Origin of the sequence: Acinetobacter towneri, assembly GCF_017498585.1 — a bacterium.
Taxonomy (GTDB): domain Bacteria; phylum Pseudomonadota; class Gammaproteobacteria; order Pseudomonadales; family Moraxellaceae; genus Acinetobacter; species Acinetobacter towneri.
In genome coordinates, this window is record NZ_CP071766.1 from 2472990 (window position 1) to 2493092 (window position 20103).

22 protein-coding genes are annotated in these 20103 nt (G+C 40.9%); 10 read left to right on the forward strand and 12 right to left on the reverse strand.

Annotated features, from left to right (window positions below):
• Window positions 1-58: 58 nt before the first annotated feature.
• Complete coding sequence (locus J4G44_RS11945; RefSeq protein WP_180044258.1) at window positions 59-748, reverse strand: YggS family pyridoxal phosphate-dependent enzyme; 690 nt, start codon at window positions 746-748, stop codon at window positions 59-61.
• 124 nt (window positions 749-872) lie between these two features.
• On the opposite strand from J4G44_RS11945, the gene J4G44_RS11950 reads away from it, so the two are divergent.
• Together J4G44_RS11950 and J4G44_RS11955 are read left to right on the forward strand one after the other, a co-directional pair.
• Window positions 873-1910, forward strand: a complete 1038-nt coding sequence (locus tag J4G44_RS11950; protein WP_004975327.1) for a type IV pilus twitching motility protein PilT — start codon at window positions 873-875, stop codon at window positions 1908-1910.
• Window positions 1911-1931: 21 nt separating this feature from the next.
• Window positions 1932-3050: a PilT/PilU family type 4a pilus ATPase gene (locus J4G44_RS11955; RefSeq protein ID WP_104852406.1), complete on the forward strand. Its 1119-nt coding sequence runs from the start codon at window positions 1932-1934 to the stop codon at window positions 3048-3050.
• Between the two features lie 72 nt (window positions 3051-3122).
• On the opposite strand, the gene fur is transcribed toward J4G44_RS11955, so the two are convergent.
• The gene (fur, locus tag J4G44_RS11960) at window positions 3123-3560 is read right to left on the reverse strand and encodes a ferric iron uptake transcriptional regulator (protein ID WP_004975325.1); all 438 of its coding nucleotides are present in this window, start codon (window positions 3558-3560) and stop codon (window positions 3123-3125) included.
• Between the two features lie 118 nt (window positions 3561-3678).
• Here fur and J4G44_RS11965 point away from each other — a divergent pair, with 118 nt between their 5' ends.
• Complete coding sequence (locus tag J4G44_RS11965; RefSeq protein ID WP_004975323.1) at window positions 3679-4077, forward strand: outer membrane protein assembly factor BamE; 399 nt, start codon at window positions 3679-3681, stop codon at window positions 4075-4077.
• A gap of 56 nt (window positions 4078-4133) precedes the next feature.
• On the opposite strand, the gene J4G44_RS11970 is transcribed toward J4G44_RS11965, so the two are convergent.
• From J4G44_RS11970 to J4G44_RS11980, 3 genes are all read right to left on the reverse strand, one after another.
• Window positions 4134-4454, reverse strand: a complete 321-nt coding sequence (locus tag J4G44_RS11970; protein WP_004975319.1) for an RnfH family protein — start codon at window positions 4452-4454, stop codon at window positions 4134-4136.
• Window positions 4451-5536 (reverse strand): SLC5/6 family protein, encoded by a 1086-nt coding sequence (locus J4G44_RS11975; RefSeq protein ID WP_179996017.1) that lies wholly within the window; start codon window positions 5534-5536, stop codon window positions 4451-4453. The genes J4G44_RS11970 and J4G44_RS11975 overlap by 4 nt, the downstream gene beginning before the upstream one ends.
• A 145-nt stretch (window positions 5537-5681) precedes the next feature.
• Window positions 5682-6137, reverse strand: a complete 456-nt coding sequence (locus J4G44_RS11980; protein WP_154320417.1) for a bacteriohemerythrin — start codon at window positions 6135-6137, stop codon at window positions 5682-5684.
• A 267-nt stretch (window positions 6138-6404) separates the two neighbouring features.
• Here J4G44_RS11980 and J4G44_RS11985 point away from each other — a divergent pair, with 267 nt between their 5' ends.
• Complete coding sequence (locus tag J4G44_RS11985) at window positions 6405-7283, forward strand: IS982-like element ISAba4 family transposase (protein WP_167845722.1); 879 nt, start codon at window positions 6405-6407, stop codon at window positions 7281-7283.
• Between the two features lie 98 nt (window positions 7284-7381).
• Here J4G44_RS11985 and J4G44_RS11990 read toward each other — a convergent pair whose 3' ends face one another.
• From J4G44_RS11990 to J4G44_RS12020, 7 genes are all read right to left on the reverse strand, one after another.
• Complete coding sequence (locus tag J4G44_RS11990) at window positions 7382-8230, reverse strand: class II glutamine amidotransferase (protein WP_004975313.1); 849 nt, start codon at window positions 8228-8230, stop codon at window positions 7382-7384.
• A 149-nt stretch (window positions 8231-8379) separates the two neighbouring features.
• The gene (locus J4G44_RS11995; RefSeq protein ID WP_168710353.1) at window positions 8380-9180 is read right to left on the reverse strand and encodes a GNAT family N-acetyltransferase; all 801 of its coding nucleotides are present in this window, start codon (window positions 9178-9180) and stop codon (window positions 8380-8382) included.
• 209 nt (window positions 9181-9389) lie between these two features.
• Window positions 9390-10295 (reverse strand): acetylglutamate kinase, encoded by a 906-nt coding sequence (argB, locus tag J4G44_RS12000; protein ID WP_004975310.1) that lies wholly within the window; start codon window positions 10293-10295, stop codon window positions 9390-9392.
• A gap of 10 nt (window positions 10296-10305) precedes the next feature.
• Window positions 10306-11748 carry a phosphomannomutase/phosphoglucomutase gene (locus tag J4G44_RS12005; protein ID WP_004975308.1) on the reverse strand — a complete coding sequence of 481 codons (1443 nt, stop codon included), beginning with the start codon at window positions 11746-11748 and terminating at the stop codon, window positions 10306-10308.
• Window positions 11749-11967: 219 nt separating this feature from the next.
• Window positions 11968-12420, reverse strand: a complete 453-nt coding sequence (gene dut / locus J4G44_RS12010) for a dUTP diphosphatase (protein ID WP_004975307.1) — start codon at window positions 12418-12420, stop codon at window positions 11968-11970.
• Window positions 12421-12517: 97 nt separating this feature from the next.
• Window positions 12518-14557, reverse strand: coding sequence for a UvrD-helicase domain-containing protein (locus J4G44_RS12015; protein WP_179991299.1), 2040 nt, complete (start codon window positions 14555-14557; stop codon window positions 12518-12520).
• Between the two features lie 169 nt (window positions 14558-14726).
• A complete protein-coding gene (locus J4G44_RS12020; RefSeq protein WP_004975301.1) occupies window positions 14727-15380 on the reverse strand; it encodes a YiaD family glycine zipper/OmpA-like lipoprotein in 654 nt (217 codons plus the stop codon).
• Between the two features lie 257 nt (window positions 15381-15637).
• Between J4G44_RS12020 and J4G44_RS12025 the strand changes: the two genes are divergently transcribed.
• The 6 genes from J4G44_RS12025 to J4G44_RS12050 all read left to right on the forward strand — a co-directional run bounded on the left by J4G44_RS12025 (window position 15638) and on the right by J4G44_RS12050 (window position 20046).
• Entirely contained in the window at window positions 15638-16564 is a 927-nt protein-coding gene (locus tag J4G44_RS12025; protein WP_154320414.1) for an acyltransferase, read from the forward strand.
• 15 nt (window positions 16565-16579) lie between these two features.
• Window positions 16580-17638 carry a preprotein translocase subunit SecA gene (locus J4G44_RS12030; protein ID WP_207973700.1) on the forward strand — a complete coding sequence of 353 codons (1059 nt, stop codon included), beginning with the start codon at window positions 16580-16582 and terminating at the stop codon, window positions 17636-17638.
• A gap of 143 nt (window positions 17639-17781) precedes the next feature.
• Window positions 17782-18507, forward strand: a complete 726-nt coding sequence (gene minC, locus J4G44_RS12035; protein WP_004975296.1) for a septum site-determining protein MinC — start codon at window positions 17782-17784, stop codon at window positions 18505-18507.
• Between the two features lie 69 nt (window positions 18508-18576).
• Window positions 18577-19389, forward strand: a complete 813-nt coding sequence (gene minD, locus J4G44_RS12040) for a septum site-determining protein MinD (protein ID WP_096902697.1) — start codon at window positions 18577-18579, stop codon at window positions 19387-19389.
• A 2-nt stretch (window positions 19390-19391) separates the two neighbouring features.
• Window positions 19392-19664 (forward strand): cell division topological specificity factor MinE, encoded by a 273-nt coding sequence (minE, locus tag J4G44_RS12045; RefSeq protein WP_096902698.1) that lies wholly within the window; start codon window positions 19392-19394, stop codon window positions 19662-19664.
• A gap of 94 nt (window positions 19665-19758) precedes the next feature.
• Window positions 19759-20046, forward strand: coding sequence for a PA4642 family protein (locus tag J4G44_RS12050; protein WP_004975291.1), 288 nt, complete (start codon window positions 19759-19761; stop codon window positions 20044-20046).
• The last annotated feature ends 57 nt before the right edge of the window (window positions 20047-20103 follow it).

Sequence of the window (20103 nt, forward strand, 5' to 3'; positions counted from 1 at the left end):
CCAAAACGTACAAGATAATGTTTGCAAAATCTTGGCAGATTCTTTGTTCATCTAGCAATTAAGCCTTGGAATAGTCACGTGCGCCAAACAATGCTGTACCAATCCGTACCATAGTTGAACCTGCTGCAATTGCGGCATTTAAATCGCCCGACATCCCCATACTCAAAGTATCCCAATCTTCAGGTTGTGCATGTTGTGCTTTCACTGCATCAAACAATTGTTTGGCATCTTGAAAAGCTTGAGGATGATCAGGTGCAGGAATCACCATCAAACCGCGTAGTTTTAAATGCGGTAATTGGCTGATCTGTCGGACTAATTCTGCAACTTCGCTCGGCTGACAACCATCCTTCGTGTCTTGCGCATCAATATTTACTTGTAAACAAATATTCAGGGACACTTGTTGAGCATCGCGCTGATTCGATAAACGCTCGGCAATAATCAAACGATCTACCCCATGCACCCATGCAAATTTTTCTGCCAAATGTTTGGTTTTATTGCGCTGCACATGCCCAATAAAGTGCCATTCAATTTCTAAATCACTCAGGGCCTGCATTTTATCCAAAGCTTCTTGCAAATAATTTTCGCCAAAAGCGCGCTGCCCTGTCACATACATTTCACGCAAGGCTTCACTCGGATGAGTCTTAGATACTGCCAACAATTGCACCGTATTTGGCTCGCGCTGTGCCAACTGGCATGCCTGTTGAATTTGTTGCAAAACCTGAGTGCGCATAAGCTGCAGATTATTCATTGATGCATTTCTCATTTCATTCATCTTTTTTTACCTTGTCCAGCAACTAACAGTTGGTTAAGCTGATGGAAAGCCGTATTATTCTATCAAAATAATTAAGATTTAATTGATCTCGGGGACTTTCATGGATATTACAGAATTATTGGCGTTCTCCGCTAAAAACGGCGCTTCGGATTTACACTTATCTGCGGGCATGCCACCACTGATTCGTGTGGATGGTGAAATTCGTCGAATTAACTTACCAGCATTAGAACATAAAGAAGTACACAAATTAGTGTACGACATTATGAATGATAAACAACGTCGTGATTATGAAGAAAATCTAGAAACGGACTTTTCTTTTGAAGTCCCAGGCGTGGCTCGTTTCCGTGTGAACGCATTTAACCAAAACCGTGGTGCAGGTGCAGTATTCCGTACCATTCCTTCTAAAGTTTTGACCCTTGAAGATTTAGGCATGGGACAAATCTTTAAAGATATTTGTGAATATCCACGTGGTTTGGTATTGGTGACAGGCCCAACAGGTTCAGGTAAATCAACCACACTTGCCGCGATGATTGACTTTATTAATGACAATCGCTACGACCATATTCTGACCGTCGAAGACCCAATCGAATTTGTACACCAATCTAAAAAATGTTTGGTTAACCAACGAGAAGTACACCGTGATACGCATGGCTTTAACGAAGCATTACGTTCGGCACTGCGTGAAGACCCTGACATTATTCTAGTTGGTGAGATGCGTGACTTAGAAACCATTCGTTTGGCACTGACTGCTGCTGAAACGGGTCACTTGGTATTTGGTACGCTACACACCACCTCTGCAGCAAAAACCATTGACCGTGTGATTGACGTATTCCCTGCCGAAGAAAAAGACATGGTACGTGCCATGTTGTCTGAATCTTTACAAGCCGTCATTTCACAATCCCTGCTCAAGAAAAATGGTGGTGGTCGTGTAGCTGCGCATGAAATCATGATTGGTATTCCTGCAGTGCGTAACCTGATTCGTGAAAACAAAGTAGCTCAAATGTACTCGGCAATTCAGACTGGTGCCAACTACGGTATGACCACCCTTGACCAGAGTTTGAAAAACTTGGTATCGCGCGGTGTGATTAGCCCACAAACGGCTCGTACGGTTGCAAAACAGCCTGAATCATTCTTATAAGTTTAAAATTCGAGATACGCGATGGACTTTAATGATTTACTGAATTTAATGATTCAGCAAAAAGCGTCTGACTTGTTTATTACAGCCGATGTTGAACCTTCCATGAAAATTCATGGACAAATTGTGCCTGTAGCCAAAAGTAAACTTACAGGTGAAATTGTCGGTCAGCTGCTTAACTCAATTATGAGTGAAAAACAGCGCAAGGAATTTGCCGAAACCCGTGAATGTAACTTTGCGATTACCAACCGTGAAAAAACAGCACGTTTCCGTGTCAGCGCATTCCAACAACGTGATGAGCCGGGCATGGTACTCCGTCGGATTGAAACCAAAATCCCGACCATGGATGACTTGAAACTGCCACCTATTCTCAAAGATTTGGCGATGACCAAACGTGGCATCATCATTTTTGTAGGTGCGACAGGTACAGGTAAATCGACCTCTTTAGCGTCTATTATTGGTTACCGCAACCAAAATTCCAAAGGTCATATCATTACCATTGAAGACCCGATTGAATTTGTGCATGAACATGCAGGCTGTATTATTACCCAGCGTGAAGTCGGGATTGATACCGACTCCTTTGAAATCGCATTAAAAAATACCTTGCGTCAAGCGCCTGATGTAATTCTGATTGGTGAGATTCGTTCCCGCGAAACCATGGATTATGCAATTGCCTTTGCCGAAACAGGTCACTTGGTATTTGCCACCCTACACGCCAACAACGCTAACCAAGCAATTGACCGTATTATTCACTTCTTTGAAGCAGACCGTCATAACCAGTTGTTCATGGATTTGTCGCTAAACCTGAAAGCAATTGTGGCACAGCAGTTAATTCCAACCATTGATGGCAACTCACGTCGTGCTGCGATTGAAATTTTAATTAACTCACCACTGATTGCAGATTTAATCCGTAAAGGTGATGTGCACGAAATTAAAGACCTGATGAAGCGTTCACGTGAGTTGGGTATGCAAACCTTTGACCAAGCGTTATACGATCTTTATAAAGCCAAACAAATTAGCTACAAAGATGCACTTAAACACGCCGACTCGCCAAACGATTTGCGTCTACAAATCAAACTTGCAGAAGAAGGTGGCGAGCGCTTGTTACATGCAACTTCGAATATTACCTTCGATGGGCAATAACATCACAACAACGCTTAAACACAAACAAAATAGGCTTCCATACGGAAGCCTATTTTTTATGCTTACAGCAAATTATTTCTTGCGTAAGGCTTCACGACATTCTGGCGCATCACAATAACCATATAAATTCAGCGAGTGCCCTGTGAGCTCAAAACCAAATTTCTCTGCCACATCATGCTGTTCTTTTTCAATGGTATCGTTAATAAATTCAACCACTTTGCTACAGTTCAAGCAAACCAAGTGGTCGTGGTGATCTTCCTGCATAATTTCAAACACAGAATGATTGTTCTCAAAATTATGACGCTCAATAATGCCTGCAGCTTCAAACTGTGTTAACACACGATACACAGTTGCTAAACCCACATCTTCACCCTGATCGAGTAAAGTTTTGTAGATATCTTCTGCACTTAAATGATGTTGTTTTGAATTTTCTAATAATTCTAAGATTTTAATTCGTGGAAGGGTAACTTTAAGTCCAGCTTTGCGTAATTCTTGATTTGAAATAGGCATGAAAAAAGGTCTCTCAACAAAATTAAAGTTGGAATATGCAACAAAGTTAAGATGCAGTATGATCTAACACTGGATCAAGATCAAATGCATCATAATTAATTTGGGATAGTGTAGCAAAATGCAAAAAATCATGTTGACGTTATTGGTCACTTCACTGCTCGCAGGCTGTTCGACCTTGGGCGTTTATAAAGTCGATATTCCACAGGGTACACCTTTAACCCAAGCTCAAGCGTCTAAAGTCCAAGTCGGTATGAGTCATCAACAAGTCCGCTTTTTGCTGGGCAGTCCTACCATCGCCGACCCGATGAATCCATTACGTTGGGACTACATTTACAACTATATCCCAGGAACTTATGCTAAAAAAGCCAAGATCCCTGCCGCGCATGGTCAGCATTTGAAAATCTTTTTCAATCAAAATGGTATTGTAGAAAAAGTTGAAGGATTGGAAACGATTCCAGAATCTCAACCAGGCCTACCAGGATCGAAAGAAGCGATTCTCAACGCGCCACCACTATAGCCGCTTTAGAATAAAAAGAAACCCCTCACTGAAATTCATCTGAGGGGTTTTTTAAATCATTGCAATTGTCTCAAGCGATTGCTTTTGGCATAACGCCCTACAGGGTTCTTTGCGGCACGTTTACGACGAATATCTTTCGGGTTAATGGTCAAAGCACGATAAATCTCAACCCTATCACCTGCTTGTAATACATGCTGCGGCTCAACCCGTACACCAAAAATACCCAGCATCAACGGTTCAGGTAAAGTCGTTGCTGTCACAAGTCCACTCTGCTGAATTGCATCCAGTACAGTCATGCCCTGCTGAAATGCGACAGCCACATGCCATTGTTGTTCGGGTGTGGCATACGCCACCCAAACCTGCGCCATTTGACTCATGCGATCCACTGTCCAATTAACGCCACCATCGCCACTACGATAGATACAGGTAACACCACACGTACCGCAATACGCCAAATGTTATAAAAGGCTTCACTGCTAAAGTTCATGGCTTTACGCAAATGGCTGATTTTCATAATCCAGCCTGCAAAAATTGCGTAAATCAAACAAATAACTAAGCCCCAAAGCAATAAGGCAAAATTAAATACAGGACCAATGGCAGGAATTGCCCAAACCAAAGTTGCTGCAATCAATACAATCCACTGAATCGCAACCGCCATTTGACGTTGTGCCAATTGTTCACGTGCCAATTGCAATAGAACCGCTGCTGCTGCAACAGTTGCCACCACCAAAGCCAACGCTGGAATTTGTGCTTGCACGGCAAAGAATGCAAAAGCAACGACTGCCAATAGCTGTGCAATCCAAATTGGCAATACCGTTGAGGTTGCTGCAGATTGTTGCTGTACTTGCGGCAAACTGGTTTGCCAGTACAAGCCCATGCCTAAACCACTGGCCACCAAAGCCAAAACGGTTGCACTGCCCCATTCGCTAAACTCAATTGAGGTGACTTGCCATGCAGGGAGTTCTGAACCCATCACCATCGATAAAACCAAAGCCGCCACAACAGCAACAGCGGTACATAGCAATAAAATTTGACGCGGCACTAATGACAATGCCAGTGCGAAAATAGCCACAATCACAAACAAGACATGACTAGCCAAGTCTGCAGCGGCATATTGATTTAAAATTTGCGCAGCATTAGACAACAAACCGCCTGCTAAAAATGGAATGAACACCACTGCAAGCCAGCCCACCAAACGCCATTTTTGAGAAGCATCGGCATCACGGGTTAAACTTAAAAGTGCTTGTAATGCTGTCGTTTTTGAGCGTTTGGCTAAGGCAATTTCCAAATAAGTAATCGGTAATGCCAAAATCAGCATAGTTGCTAGCCACAACAACCAAAAGTCGAGCTGACGCTCAACCTGAATACCTGTCATTGGTGCGAGTGTGGCAATAATAATGAATGATAAACCAAATGCCATCAGCGGCGATAACCATCGTGACATAGCATTGTCCTGCATGACGCTGTCCTAATAAAAATCTACGGCTATTTTGCCTTTGTCATCAAGGAAAAGCAAAACCTCAAAAAAGAAAAAGCAAACTATCGTTAGATAGCTTGCTGCGCAAATTTATAATTTTTATTCTTTCATTTTTATGGCTTCAGACTTATGAGAAGAAACGAGCGAACCAGCCTTTACCTTTCTTCTTCTCATTTTCCTTAATAATACCCATCATATTCTCTTTCACTGCACCGACATAATCGGCGTCATCGTGTTGAATATGATTAATTAACCATTTTGATAAAACTTCATGCAATTCGCCTTCAATGGATTGTCCCATTTCAAAACGATCACGATAAAACTCAATTTTTTTAATGAATAAATCATGTACACGTTTATGTGGTACGCGGTATTTATAACCCGCTTCTTCTTGTAATGATTCTTCAAACGTAAAATGCGACTGGGTGTAATCAATAATATTATCTAAAATCTGCTTTACACGTGCTCGATCTGTACCATCGCTAATTTCAACAATTTCATTAATATAATCGAGGATACGTTTATGCTGATCGTCAATCACATCGATACCAGTGTTGTATTCTGGAACCCATTTCATCTTCATACGACCACCTTACAGAAATAAATGATTAATCACATTGCGGAATGGTAGCCGTATTTCCCATAAATAAAAATGAAGCGAATTGGTAGGGATTGGTTTAAATCGCACAAAAACAACACAAGACATTGATTTAAATAAATTTTAACAAAAATACCCGACTAAAAGAATCAATTATTAATTAACCCGAATTACGGATAAGAAAAGCCCTTGAAAAAAAGGTAGTTAGAGCCATTTAGAAAGTTACGACACAACCCAAAGGCTCTAACTACCATGTACGATTTTACAGAAATTTTTTGTATTGTTGATGATTTTTTCAAAAAATTTGAACCCATCTATTGGCAATTTCTCAAGCAAGAAAACAAACGTCAACGTATCAGACAAGCAACGCTATCTTTATCAGAAATTGTGGCTATCTCCATCTACTATAAAACATCTCAAGTACATAATTTTAAGATGTTTTTTAACTTGCTTTGTCAGTTTGAAAGCAAACTCTTTAAAGACTTGCCTTGTTATAAAAACCTGATTACCCTCATCAATCAGCACCAACTTGCTATTCATGCTTTGCTTTATGCGTTGAGCCAAAAAGATGAAAGTTCATATTTATGGATTGATTCAACACCTTTACCTGTTTGTAAAAATAAAAGAATCCCTAAAGGTCATCATGCTTTAGATGAGATTGCTTCTCGTGGTAAAAGTACGATGGGCTGGTTTTATGGTTGCAAATTACACTTGCTGATGAATCAAGAGGGTGAAATTGTAAATTCAGATTTATCAAACGGACATATTGCTGATCTTAAAAAAGTTGAGGATTTAGTGAATGGCTTATCAGCAACGGTCTATGGTGATAGAGGCTACATTAGCCAACCATTGAAAGAAACACTTAAAGAGCAAGGCATTGATTTAATTACTTATCCAAGAAAAAATATGAGAGTGACCTTATTGCCATTTTCTGATGAATTTCATCTACGACAACGTAAAAGAATTGAAACATTGATAGGATTATTGAAAGAAAAATATCACTTAGTTACGAGTAAACATCGTTCGATTGCTGGTTTTTTAGCAAGCGTATTTTCTTCACTATGTGCGTATCAACTTTGCCAAAAGAATAAGCCTAAAATTCATGTGATTAAATCTTTGGCTTATCCGTAACTGGGGTTAATTAACCAATTTATACATTTTCATTCTTGATTTAATTGAATTATACAATAATAAAATGAATATTTTTCAACCACACATACCCGTATAAATTAGTATTGATCCGCTTTGGTGATCCGTCTTAATTCAGGATTTAAACGCTCACGTTCCAAACGCGCAATATGTGTCATTTGGGTTTTAATTGGGCGTCCATGTTGAAATAAAATCATTTCACCTGGCTGAAATGCTGTCCATGTTTCATTTTGAGTCAAGGGTTCAGTGGTAATCACTGCCACACAATCCTCTGCTGTGGTGACTTGGCTAAAATCAACCTCAACATCTAAATCAATTAATTGTGCAGGCTGAAATGGATAAGCACGCACCAACCAATGTAATTTGGTCACCGCATAACTAAATAATGCCTGACCATTGGACAAACAAAAATTAAAAGTGCCATGTTCTGCAATTTTAGGAGAAATTTCGGCTAACAAGTCAAAAATTTGCGTCAGGCTCGGTTCATCATAACCAAAATGATTTACCAATTGATCTAACAAATAACAAAATGCACGTTCACTGTCGGTATTGCCCACAGGGGTAAAACGACCTGATAAACGTGGATGAAAGTCATGTAAATCACCATTATGGGCAAAAATCCACTGGCGTCCCCACAACTCACGACTAAACGGATGTGAATTTTCTAAATTAATTTTGCCTTGTGTCGCTTTACGAATATGGGCAATCACATTACGCGATTTGATGGGATAGTTACGGATCAATTCTGCAATGGGTGACTCCACTGCAGACTGGTTATCGACAAATAAACGGCAAGCTTTATCTTCAAAAAAAGCAATGCCAAAGCCATCAGAATGATCTGAGGTGATTCCTGCGCGCTGCGAAAATCCCCGAAATGAAAAGGTAATATCGGTAGGTGTCGCACAATTCATTCCAAGCAACTGACACATAAGGCCTTATCTTTATACAAATAATGAAATTATCTGATTATTGTGCATCAGCCATGTGGATAATTCAAATCTGAAAAATATAAATAGATTTCTACAGTACCACTTCATAGATATGCAGTGCTGTAGAAATCTCTGCTTAATTATTCTAGTTAAGATGCTTTCACTTTCTTTTGGCGAATAAAATGTTTCGCCATTTGTTTCACATCTAACAAAACAAAATAATCTAGACAGTTAAACTCACGGTCATAAAATGCTTGCTCAGACAGCTTAGCATTCATTTTCAGATAAACATCAAACAGTTTAGGTATTCGTTCATCTTGGCTAAAGCTATGACTTGGACAACTTGGCTCAAACGGCTGCTGTGACTGAATATCGCAGCGTTGATTTTCTGCCAATTGTTGAATCGCTTGATGGGTATGATACGCGCGTGCTTCATTACCTTCCAAACGAATACTGACACAGCCAATCATGTGTTTGGCACGCATTTCCCATAACACTTTAGGCACTAAATTCAGCCATAAAATAGAGAGTGTTTTGCCTGAACGATAACGTGGATGCACACAAGTACGCCCCATTTCGACAATATTCGAGAGATGCCCTAACTCATCTATAATTTTAAACTCGTGCGCACTATAACTGTTGGCTAGCTCATGCCCTTGCCAAAGTTTTAAACGAGTATAAGCAACAATTTCACCCGTAGATTTATCTCTGAGTACGGCGTGTTCACAGCCAAAATCGTACAAGTCCTGATCTAAAGCCGATTCAAATTCAATGCCAAATTGCTTGGAAAATTGCTGTGCACGAAAGCGCTGTACTTCTTGTAGTTGCTTTAAATTTTCAACCCATTCAAACGCATATTGCGTAGCTTTGCTGTTTTTTTTCTGTGCTTTACCCACTTTAACCATAGGAAAGCTAAACTGCTGACGATACTGATTTAATTTTTGTAGCATCATAGATACCTCATGTTTTCTCCTACACTAGGACAGCAGCATGACACTATGATGACCGCGATTTTAGCGACTACAATTTTAAGATTGCAGGATAGGTGCAAAGCAATTTCAAGGATGCTGAATCAACAAAATTTCAGTTTCTTGCCGTAAATTTGACATAAAAAAGAGCTTCAATTGTGAAGCTCTTTTAGGGATCATCTTATAGAGTTTTATTTACGCGTTTGGACACGGTTGGTAATTAATGTTCCCACACCATGATCAGTAAAGATTTCCAATAAAGTAGCATGTGGCACACGACCATCTACAATATGTGCACTGATTACACCGCCTTTAACTGCATCCAATGCACAACCCACTTTTGGAATCATGCCACCGTAAATCACGCCTGTATCAATTAAACGATCTACTTCCTGCGTAGTCAAACCAGTTAACAGGTTTTTATTTTCGTCTAATACACCCGTAATATTGGTCAGCAAAATTAACTTTTCCGCACCCAATGCTTCGGCAACTTTACCTGCGACTAAATCGGCATTAATGTTATAGGTATTGCCTGCATCATCGACACCTAAAGGTGCAATCACTGGAATAAAGTCGCTGCTGGTAAACATTTCCAACACGTCGGTTTTGACACCCACCACTTCACCCACCAAACCAAGGTCAATTTGTTGTACTTCGCCTGTTTCAGTAGTTTTTTGCATCAATAATTTTTGTGCGCGAATCAAGTTACCATCTTTACCCGTCAAACCAATGGCACGACCGCCATGTTGGTTAATCAGATTGACGATAGATTTGTTGACGCTACCACCCAAGACCATTTCTACGACTTCCATAGTCGTAGGATCGGTGACACGCATGCCATCAATACGGTCAGACTCACGTCCCAATTGCTTGAGCATAGAATCCACTTGTGGGCCACCGCCATGCACCACAATCGGGTTTAAGCCTACAGTCTTTAACAACACGATATCACGAGCAAAAGAACTTTCCAGCTCAGGATCGGTCATGGCATTGCCGCCATATTTCACAACAAGGGTCTTGCCCGCAAAACGTTGAATATACGGCAAAGCTTCAGTCAAAATTTGCGCTTTGTCGATACCAGTCTGTTGATGTGGCATTCGCCTCTCCTTATTGAGCATCTAAAATGTCTTGGGCGATTTCAGGGTATCGCTCACTTAACATGGAAACAAATGTATCGCGAATATCATTCAGTCGTGATGGATTATCGGCATCAAAACGCACCGTAAAATATTCGCCTGTATTGGATGCTCGAATAATGCCAAATCCATCTTCAAAATCAAGTCTTACACCATCTATTTTACTTAATTCTGCACCACTGCGATGGCTAGAACTTTCAACATCATTTAAAACCGCACTCGGTTCAATATTCCGTGTGCTGATATACGTGTCTTCAGTGCAGCAACGCTCAGGGTATTTCTGCATCAATGCCGAAAGGCTGCTGTAATTACTGTGGCTTAAATATTCCAACACGCGCAGCGCTGCGTAAATACCATCGTCATAGCCAAAACCACGTCCATCATTGAATACATAATGTCCTGCGTATTCGCCACCGAACACAGCCTTGCCTTGCGACTGCGCCAAATAACGCCGCAAGAAGGTACTGCCCGTGCGAATCATCACCGCTTCGCCACCCAAATCACGCACGGTATTGCGCACCATAGTGGAGCATTTTACATCAAACACCACTTGATGCTGAGGATGAGTTTTTAAACACATTTCTGCAAATAAAGACAGCAAACGATCTGCTGAAAGCACATTGGCATGTTCATCCAAGAGGACGACACGATCACCATCGCCATCTAAAGCAATGCCAATGTCCGCCTGATGTTCACGCACCGCAGCTTTTAAATGTTGTAAGTGTTTTTCTTGTGATGGATCGGGTGCATGTTCTGGAAAGTGACCATTGGCTTCGCAGCGTAAAGCAATCACCTCACAGCCCATTTTTTGCAAAACCAAAGCAGCGCAATGACCTGCCGAACCATACATCCCATCTAAAACCACTTTAAAAGTGCCCGCCAGTTGAATATCGTTCAACATTGCCTGCTGATATTGCTGACACGCATCTTCAATAAATTCATGTGAAATGTTGGTGGCGTGTTGTGAGGCGATGGATGGTGCTGCATCGGTATTTAAATAATATGGCGCTGCATCGTGTGCCACGTGTTGAATCATTTCAGGGGTTGGCGGTTCGCCCTGCACAATCCATTTAATGCCGTTGTCTGATTTTGGATTATGACTGGCCGTAAGCATAATGCCATTGCCTGCCGTGTGTCGTGCCATAAAATACAACATCGGGCTAGAACAACAACCCACCATCGTCACTTGAAATTGATGGGCAAGAAAGACTTGGCGCATAATTTCAGCATAAGCGGGGCTATTTAAACGCGCATCATAACCAATACTAATTTGAGTTTGCTTTTCTTGTTGATATTGTTGCACCAATCCTTGTGCAATGGCGTGTACCAATTTCGCGGTCAGCACAGTTTCTTTGCCACGAATGTCATAAGCGCGAAAAATATGCTGAGGAAAAAGTGTTTGTGGATTGTTCATAGGCTTACAACTACAAAGATGAGCCAACATAAAGTGAATAAATCTTGGCTCGAGATATTTTGAAAATTCTAATTAGATTTTTTAATAGATGTGCAATGGTCTCATCAGAGCTAGTGATTTACTTGTCATTATTAGTACATCTTTCGTTACTTTTCAAGAATTGTTGGTAAAGTTTCAGATAAAACTTTACCAAACGATATAGGCTGAAACCTAAGTAACTTAGTTTTTGCCCGTATGCCCAAAACCACCTGCACCACGTTCGGTGGCAACAAATTCATCTACTTGTTCAAACTTGGCCTGTACCACAGGAACCAAAACGTATTGCGCTAAACGCTCACCAGGTTCTAAGCTAAATGCTGTTTGGCTACGGTTCCACACCGAAACCATCAATTCACCCTGATAATCTGAATCAATCAAACCCACCAAGTTCCCCAACACGATGCCATGTTTGTGACCCAAGCCTGAACGCGGCAAAATCATGCCTGCAAAACCTGTATCTTGAATATAAATCGCTAAACCTGTTTTGACCAATACTGTTTGACCCGGCTCAATCACGGTGCTGCTGTCTACACAAGCACGTAAGTCCAACCCTGCCGAACCTGCGGTTGCATAAGTTGGCATTGGCCATTCTGTGCCTAAACGTGAATCTAAGACTTTAACTTGAACTTTCATGAAGTTTATCCTGTTTTTAAATTTTCAATTTTCTTTCGATTTTCGATGTGCCATTTGATGCTGTACTTGCATCAATGCCCTAAGTATTTTCAAAAAATTAGCGCTTGATTAAGGCACGTAAATTTTCTAAATAATGCTGTGCCTGTAATTTCGGATCGACATCACCGGCTAACTTTTTCTTACGTCCGAGCCATTCCAATTCATCTTGTGGTAATTCATCCAAAAAACGACTTGGGGTCATTTGTTTCATTTGCCCGCCCGCTTTGCGCTGCTCTGCCAAAGTAATGGTTAAGCCCTGACGTGCACGAGTAATCCCCACGTACATCAAACGGCGTTCTTCCTCGACAGTATCTGCCACAATTGAGTTTTTATGCGGTAAAAGCTCTTCTTCCAAACCAATCAAATACACGTACGGAAATTCCAAGCCTTTGGACGCATGCAGGGTGAGTAAATTGACTTTATCAGTGTCTTCTTCTTCCTGTTGCTGTTCGAGCATATCGAGCAGCACCATTTTACGAATCACGCTTTCAATATTCTTTTCATCGACATCTTCAGCACGGTTAATCAAACTTTGGATGCTGCTATATAGAACTTCGATATTATCTAGCTTGGTTTTTTCCTGCGCAGGGGTAGCTGCTTGCTCTTTAATGTAGTCGATATAACCTGCTTCGAGCATCATTTGACGGATGATTGGCACAGGTTCATCATCTTCCAATAAGTTACGCGTAAAATTGCTAATAAAATCTGAAAACTCTGCCAACTGCGTCGTGGCTTTTTTCGGAATTGCCATGGTTAGGCGCTGATCACCTGCAGCAGCCAATAATGACAAATGGTTTTCCTGTGCAAACAGCCCTAGTTTTTCCAAAGTCACAGGACCAATCGCGCGTTTAGGCGTGTTAATAATGCGTAAGAATGCGCTGTCATCTTCAGGGTTAATAATCAGACGCAAATAACTCATGATGTCTTTGATTTCAGCACGTGCGAAGAATGACTGCCCCCCCGAAAGCTTGTAAGGAATTTGCATTTGACGTAATTGGGTTTCCAGAATACGTGCCTGAAAGTTCCCTCGGTACAAAATTGCATAATCTTTCCAGCTTTTACCATTCATCAGTTTATGCGTGAGTAAGTCTTTAACCACGCGTTCTGATTCATCATCATCATTGCGGCATGTAATTACCCGAATCACTTCACCATGACCTTTATCTGACCACAGTTTTTTGTCAAAAATATGTGGATTATTGCCAATGACGGTGTTGGCCGCTTTTAAAATGCGACTGGTCGAGCGATAGTTTTGCTCAAGTTTAATCACTTTTAAATTCGGGAAATCATCTTTCAGCAAGGCCATATTTTCAGGCTTCGCACCGCGCCAAGCGTAAATCGATTGGTCGTCGTCACCTACCGCAGTGAACTGCCCCATTACGCCCACAAGTAATTTCACCAAGATATATTGTGCGGTGTTGGTGTCCTGATACTCATCGACCAATAAATAACGAACACGGTTTTGCCACTTGTCACGCACTTCGGCATTTTCTTGCAAAAGTCGTGTCGGCATTACAATTAAATCATCAAAATCTACCGCGTTATAGGCACGTAAATTACGTTCATAAAGTTGATATAAATGTGCAAACTGGATGTCTTCTGGCGTTTCGCAGGTGGTATGCGCCTGCTCTGGTGCAATCAGATCATTTTTCCAGTCTGAAATCATCTTCATGGCTTTGGCAATCAATTCTTTGCTTTCTGCACCCGACAAATTATCGCGGTGCATTAAATCCATCAGAATACGTTTGCAGTCATCGGCATCTAAAATAGAGAAGTTGGCTTTTAACGGCGTGTGTTTTAATTCATGACGTAATAAATTCAGACCAAAGGTGTGGAAAGTCGAAACCGATAATCCTTTAGCTTCTTCACGTGACAACAATTTGGTCACACGCTCTTTCATTTCTCGTGCTGCTTTGTTGGTAAAAGTCATCGCTGTAATACGATGCGCAGGAATCCCGCAATGCTTAACCAAATAGGCAATTTTTCGGGTAATCACCGAAGTTTTGCCTGAACCTGCACCTGCAAGCACTAACAAGGGTCCTTGAGTGTATTTCATCGCTTCAAGTTGCTTGTCGTTTAACTGACTTGCCAGTGTCATAGTATTTCCTCTATTTCGGTTCGAGCTCGATTATAGTCATCTCCGCCAAAGATGACTAATCTAAAATGCTACTTTAGACGTCATTGTCTATTTGCTGAGTAGACCCTAGAAATTGCTTGCATAAAAAAACCGCCCGAAGGCGGTTCTTTACAATCTATACAATGCCAGATTATTGGATTGCATAAATGCTGATTTCTACACGACGGTTTTGCTCACGACCTTCTGCAGTAGCATTCGATGCGATTGGGTTTGCAGCACCGTGACCTTGTGCATTAATACGTGAAGTTGATACACCACGGCTAGCCAAGTAGTTTGCAACCGATTGTGCACGTGCTTGTGACAATGGAATGTTGATTGCGTCGTTACCAGTGCTGTCAGTAAAACCTGTTACCAAAATACCGCTCTTGTTATCTTGGGTTAGCGTTTGCGCTACTTTGTCCAAGGTAGAATAGAAGTTTGGTTTGATGTTTGATTTGTTAGTATCAAACGTGATGTTACCCGGCATGATCAAGCCAACAGAACCATCGGCATTACGGTTTACTTCTACGCCTGTACCAGCCATTTGTTGACGAAGTTGTTTTTCTTTATTGTCAAGATAAACACCCGCAGCAGCACCAACTACAGCACCAATTGCTGCAGCACGGTTGTTTTGTGCACTTGTATTTGCGTTACTTTTAGAGACCCCATAACCTGCAGCAGCACCAATTACTGTGCCTAACGCAGTTTTGTCATATTCCATACCACCAAGGTTGTTACCAGTCGTTTGACAACCAGTTAAAACCATTGCCCCTACGACTGCTGCCGAAATTGCTAATGCACGCATGGCATGCCTCCTTACTTTGTGTTTTGTTGTATGATGCAAATATTGAATGAAAAAATAGACTTAGACCATTGATTTTTTGTTAATAAAAAAACTTTTGCTTACAAATCTTCATGATCGTGTACAAATCTTGGTATAACTTCATCACAATTTCTACACACTTTCACTTCAACACTTTTTTATTTTAAAAACAACATTTATATTGAGTCTATAAATCAATATGTGACGCATTGGACGATTTTTCTTCAGGACCGATTTTTATGTCATCGCAAGCTAAAAAACACCCTTTATTAAAAAAAATCACAAAAGGACTCACCGTGGGTACAGTCATTACTGGCAGTACATTTTTTCACGGTCCACCTGTGTTGGCGCTGGGCTTGACCAAACTGTTAAAGCAGTCACGTAAGGTCGATGAAACCAATATTCAAATTACCAACAGTTGGCTCAGTGTAAACAACTGGCTGATTGATCATGTATTACCCAATACCCAATGGGATATCAGCATTGATGAAGATTTGCAACTGAGCATGCAAGGTCGTTATCTCATGACCTGTAACCATCAAAGTTGGGTCGATACCACAGTAAATCAGTATTTTGGCTTAACCCGTATGCCATTGACCCGCTTTTTTACCAAGTGGGAACTGATCTTTATTCCCTTTGTAGGACAAGCCTTTAAAATTTTAGGCTTCCCAATGATGAAGCGTCACAGCAAAGCACAAATTGCCAAAAAACCTGAGCTGAAAGACCACGATATGGAAGAAGCGCGTAAAGCCTGCCAACAGTTATTAAGTCAGCCCTTTACCCTGCTGAATTATTTAGAAGGCACACGCTTTACCCAAGAAAAACATGATCAACAACAATCGCCTTATCAACATTTATTAAAGCCAAAAGCTGGTGGTTTAGCTTTGGCATTGAATATTTTGGGTGATCAAATTGATGCCTTGGTAGATATGACCATTGTGTACCCAGATGGCGTGCCGGGCTATAGCGAGTTTTGGTTAGGTGAGGTGCCGCGCATTGCGGTGAATTTACGCAAAATTAATATTCCAGATTGGGTGTTGGGCGGCAATTACGAAGATGATGCTGAATATCGTGAGCGTTTTCAGCAATGGGTGCATGAACTGTGGCTGGAAAAAGATCAATTGATTGAAAGCATGCAACAAAAACTTGCAGCTCCGACTGCATAACCATTCAGGTACGCCATGAAAAAGTCTGAAGAACCTGTCATCAAATCCTCTTTTCATCCCCTGCGTAAAGATTCATGGGGATGGAAAATTGCCTTGGCTTATGACTTGTTTTTGATGGGTTTAATCATCTTTAACTTGTTCTGTTTAAGTGCCAATGCCATTTTAATGAGTGATTTTGGCGAATGGTTGTTCGATTTTATTTGTCTACCTGAAATTTTACAGTTTTATCGAATAGAATTGCGCCCTTGGGTGGTGATTACCGAAGGCTGGTTTACCACGTTTTTAATTGTAGAGTTGGGCGTGCGTTGGGGTATTGCAATTATTTTCAAACATCATCAGCGTTGGTGGTTTTTCCCGTTTATTCACTGGTATGAAATTCTTGCAATTATTCCGCAATTGCGTTTTTTACGTTTATTACGTGCCATCGCGATTGGTTACAACCTGCATAGCCATGGCTATAAAGTCATTCCAGACAGTTGGTATAAACGCGGCAACTTTTACTACAACTTGCTAATGGAAGAACTGAGTAGCCGTGTGGTGCTCACAGTACTTAATGGTGTGCAACGTGAATTGACCACCAGTACCACTCACAAACAATTTATTGATGATTTGGTCGAGCATCATCGTCAATTACTCGCGATTGCCCTAGCCGATATTTTGCAGGAATCCTTAGGCAAAGAATTACAAATGCAGCGTCACATGATTGCGAAAAATGTCGGGTTGGTGGTGAATCAAGCCATTGAAGATACGCCTGAACTGACGCAATTGCTGCGCCTGATTCCATTGGTCGGTGGACGTATTGAACAGCAAATTCAAAGTATCGGACAACGATTGGGCGAAAATATCACCCAAGGTTTAATTGAACCTTTTGCACAGCAGCATCAACAAGTACAAAATCCAACTTATCAAATGATTGCTGAAAAAATTAGTCAGATTGAGATTGAACATAATCAGCATATTGATAAATTAGTGGAATCAGCGATATTTGAAAGTTTAGAAGCAATTCGCAAACAAGTAAAAGTTAAACAATGGCAACAAATTTTAAATGAAGGACAACAACACGATATTTCATAAAGGTCTTTCGATAATTTTAGCTAAAACAATGTGAAATATTTTTAGTAACTGAACTAGAGAATTCACCCAATTTGTTCTAGGATTTGCTCTATTTATAAGATGACTTCAACAACCAGCAAAGTTAGAAGTGTTAAGGAATTATTATGGCTGACATACGGATAAAAGGCAGATTGGTCAATGCGATTCGCATTAGCTTAGACACCAATGATCATGATGCGATCCGCCAGCAACTAAGCCCAATGTTGCAAAAATCATTTCCACCAGGGGTTTTGGTGGTCATTGAAAGTTCAGTCGAACAAGAATTGATTGCGCTAATTCAATTGCTAATTAGCCTAGAAGCACAGCCAATTGCTGTGACTGAAGGCATTATGGCAGATCAGGCACGTGCTATTCAGTTCCCTGTCATCCCGCAAGACCGTCCATTGCAGGAAGTGAAAGCCACCAAAGAACAAGTGGTTGAAGTAAAACCTGAACCTGCGGCAGAACAGCAACAGACGGAAAATCAAGTTGCTGAAACTACACCTGCTGTAGCGCATATTACGTCTTATCACGATGAAATTTTGCGTACAGGTCAATGCTTGGTACAACATCAGGGCGACATTATTTTAACCGCAGGCATCAACAGCGGTTCTGAAGTGATTGCTTCAGGAAATATACATATTTATGGTAGTGTACGTGGTAGAGTCATTGCCGGCGCGGGCGGGAATATTGCGGCACGAATTTTCTGTCATTCCCTAGAAGCAGAATTGGTATCTATTGCAGGCACGTATTGCGTGGCGGACGATATTCCTCAGCATGTGACTAAAAAACCTGTGCATATTTACTTAAATGATAACCAAGAGCTTGTATTTGAAGCTCTACAATTTTAATGTATAAATAATCACCAAAAATCCCCGAAAAAATATAGGGGAATTTAAACCATAACAGGAGTGGATTCGGTGGCGAAAATTGTTGTCGTAACATCAGGCAAAGGTGGCGTAGGTAAAACCACTACAAGTGCATCTTTTGCAACAGGTTTAGCCCTACGTGGTCACAAAACTGTTGTTATCGATTTTGACGTGGGTTTACGTAACCTTGACTTAATTATGGGTTGTGAACGTCGCGTTGTTTATGATTTTGTGAATGTATTAAATAATGAAGCGCGTTTACAACAAGCATTAATTCGCGATAAAGATATCGAAAACCTTTATATTCTTCCAGCTTCACAAACCCGTGATAAAGATGCCCTCACCGATGAAGGTGTGGCACGTATTATGGATGAGTTGGCACAAGAGTTTGATTACATTATTTGCGACTCACCTGCAGGGATTGAGCGCGGTGCCATTCTTGCAATGTACCATGCCGATGAAGCGATTATTGTGACTAACCCTGAAATTTCTTCAGTACGTGACTCTGACCGTATTATTGGTATGCTTGACAGCAAAACCAAAAAAGTAGAACAAAATGAAGGTCGTGTGCGTAAGCACTTGTGTATTACACGTTACAACCCAGAACGTGCCGATAAACAAGAAATGCTGACCATTGACGACATTTCTAAAGATATTTTACGTGTACCAACTTTAGGCGTGATTCCTGAATGTAAGAGCGTACTTCAAGCATCTAACGAAGGTAAACCTGTCATTCTGTATAGCGATGCTGCTGCAGGTCAGGCGTATGATGACTTAGTTGCACGTTTCTTGGGTGAAGAACGTCCGTTTCGTCATATTGAAACAAAACCGAAAGGTTGGTTAGCACGATTATTTGGAGCGTAGACATGGCAGGATTTTGGAGCAAATTATTTAGCGGTGAAGACAAGCCATCTAGCGCACAAACAGCAAAAGATCGCTTAAAAGTGATTGTTGCTTCTGAACAAGGTCTAGGTAAACGCTTAAGCCAAGACAAAATTGATCAGATGAAAAAAGAAATCATGCAAGTGGTAAATCGCTACGTGCGTGGTGTCGATGAACAACATATTCAAATGTCTGTGCGTTCAGAAGCCAATATTGAAATGTTGGAAATGAATATCAATTTGCCTGAAGAGCGATAATCTGAATACTGATTAGTCAAGCAAATTGAATCAGGGCAAAATAACACTAGTTATTTTGCCCTATTTTTTTCAAAAGAATATAAAGGAGATTGCCATGGCATTATCTCAACCTGCGACCTTTAACGAAGCATGGTCGGATGAACGTGTATTTGCCTATTTGAATCAACTTCCACCTGCAGGTGTGAATGCAGATTTTCACGTACTCTATCACGCATTTAAACACATGCGTCCAAGTGACTATGAACGTCTATTGACACAATTTGTTGCCGATGGTCGCGATGTCAATGCCACTAATCCTGAAGGTCAGCGTATTCACGATGTGATTGCTGAATTTCCACGTCAAAAAGATGGTTTTTTAGCAGTTTTAGCCAAGTTTGCTTAAACTGTTTAAACACAATCTCTGGCTAAATTCAGCCAAAAAGATTGAGTGTAAAAAGAA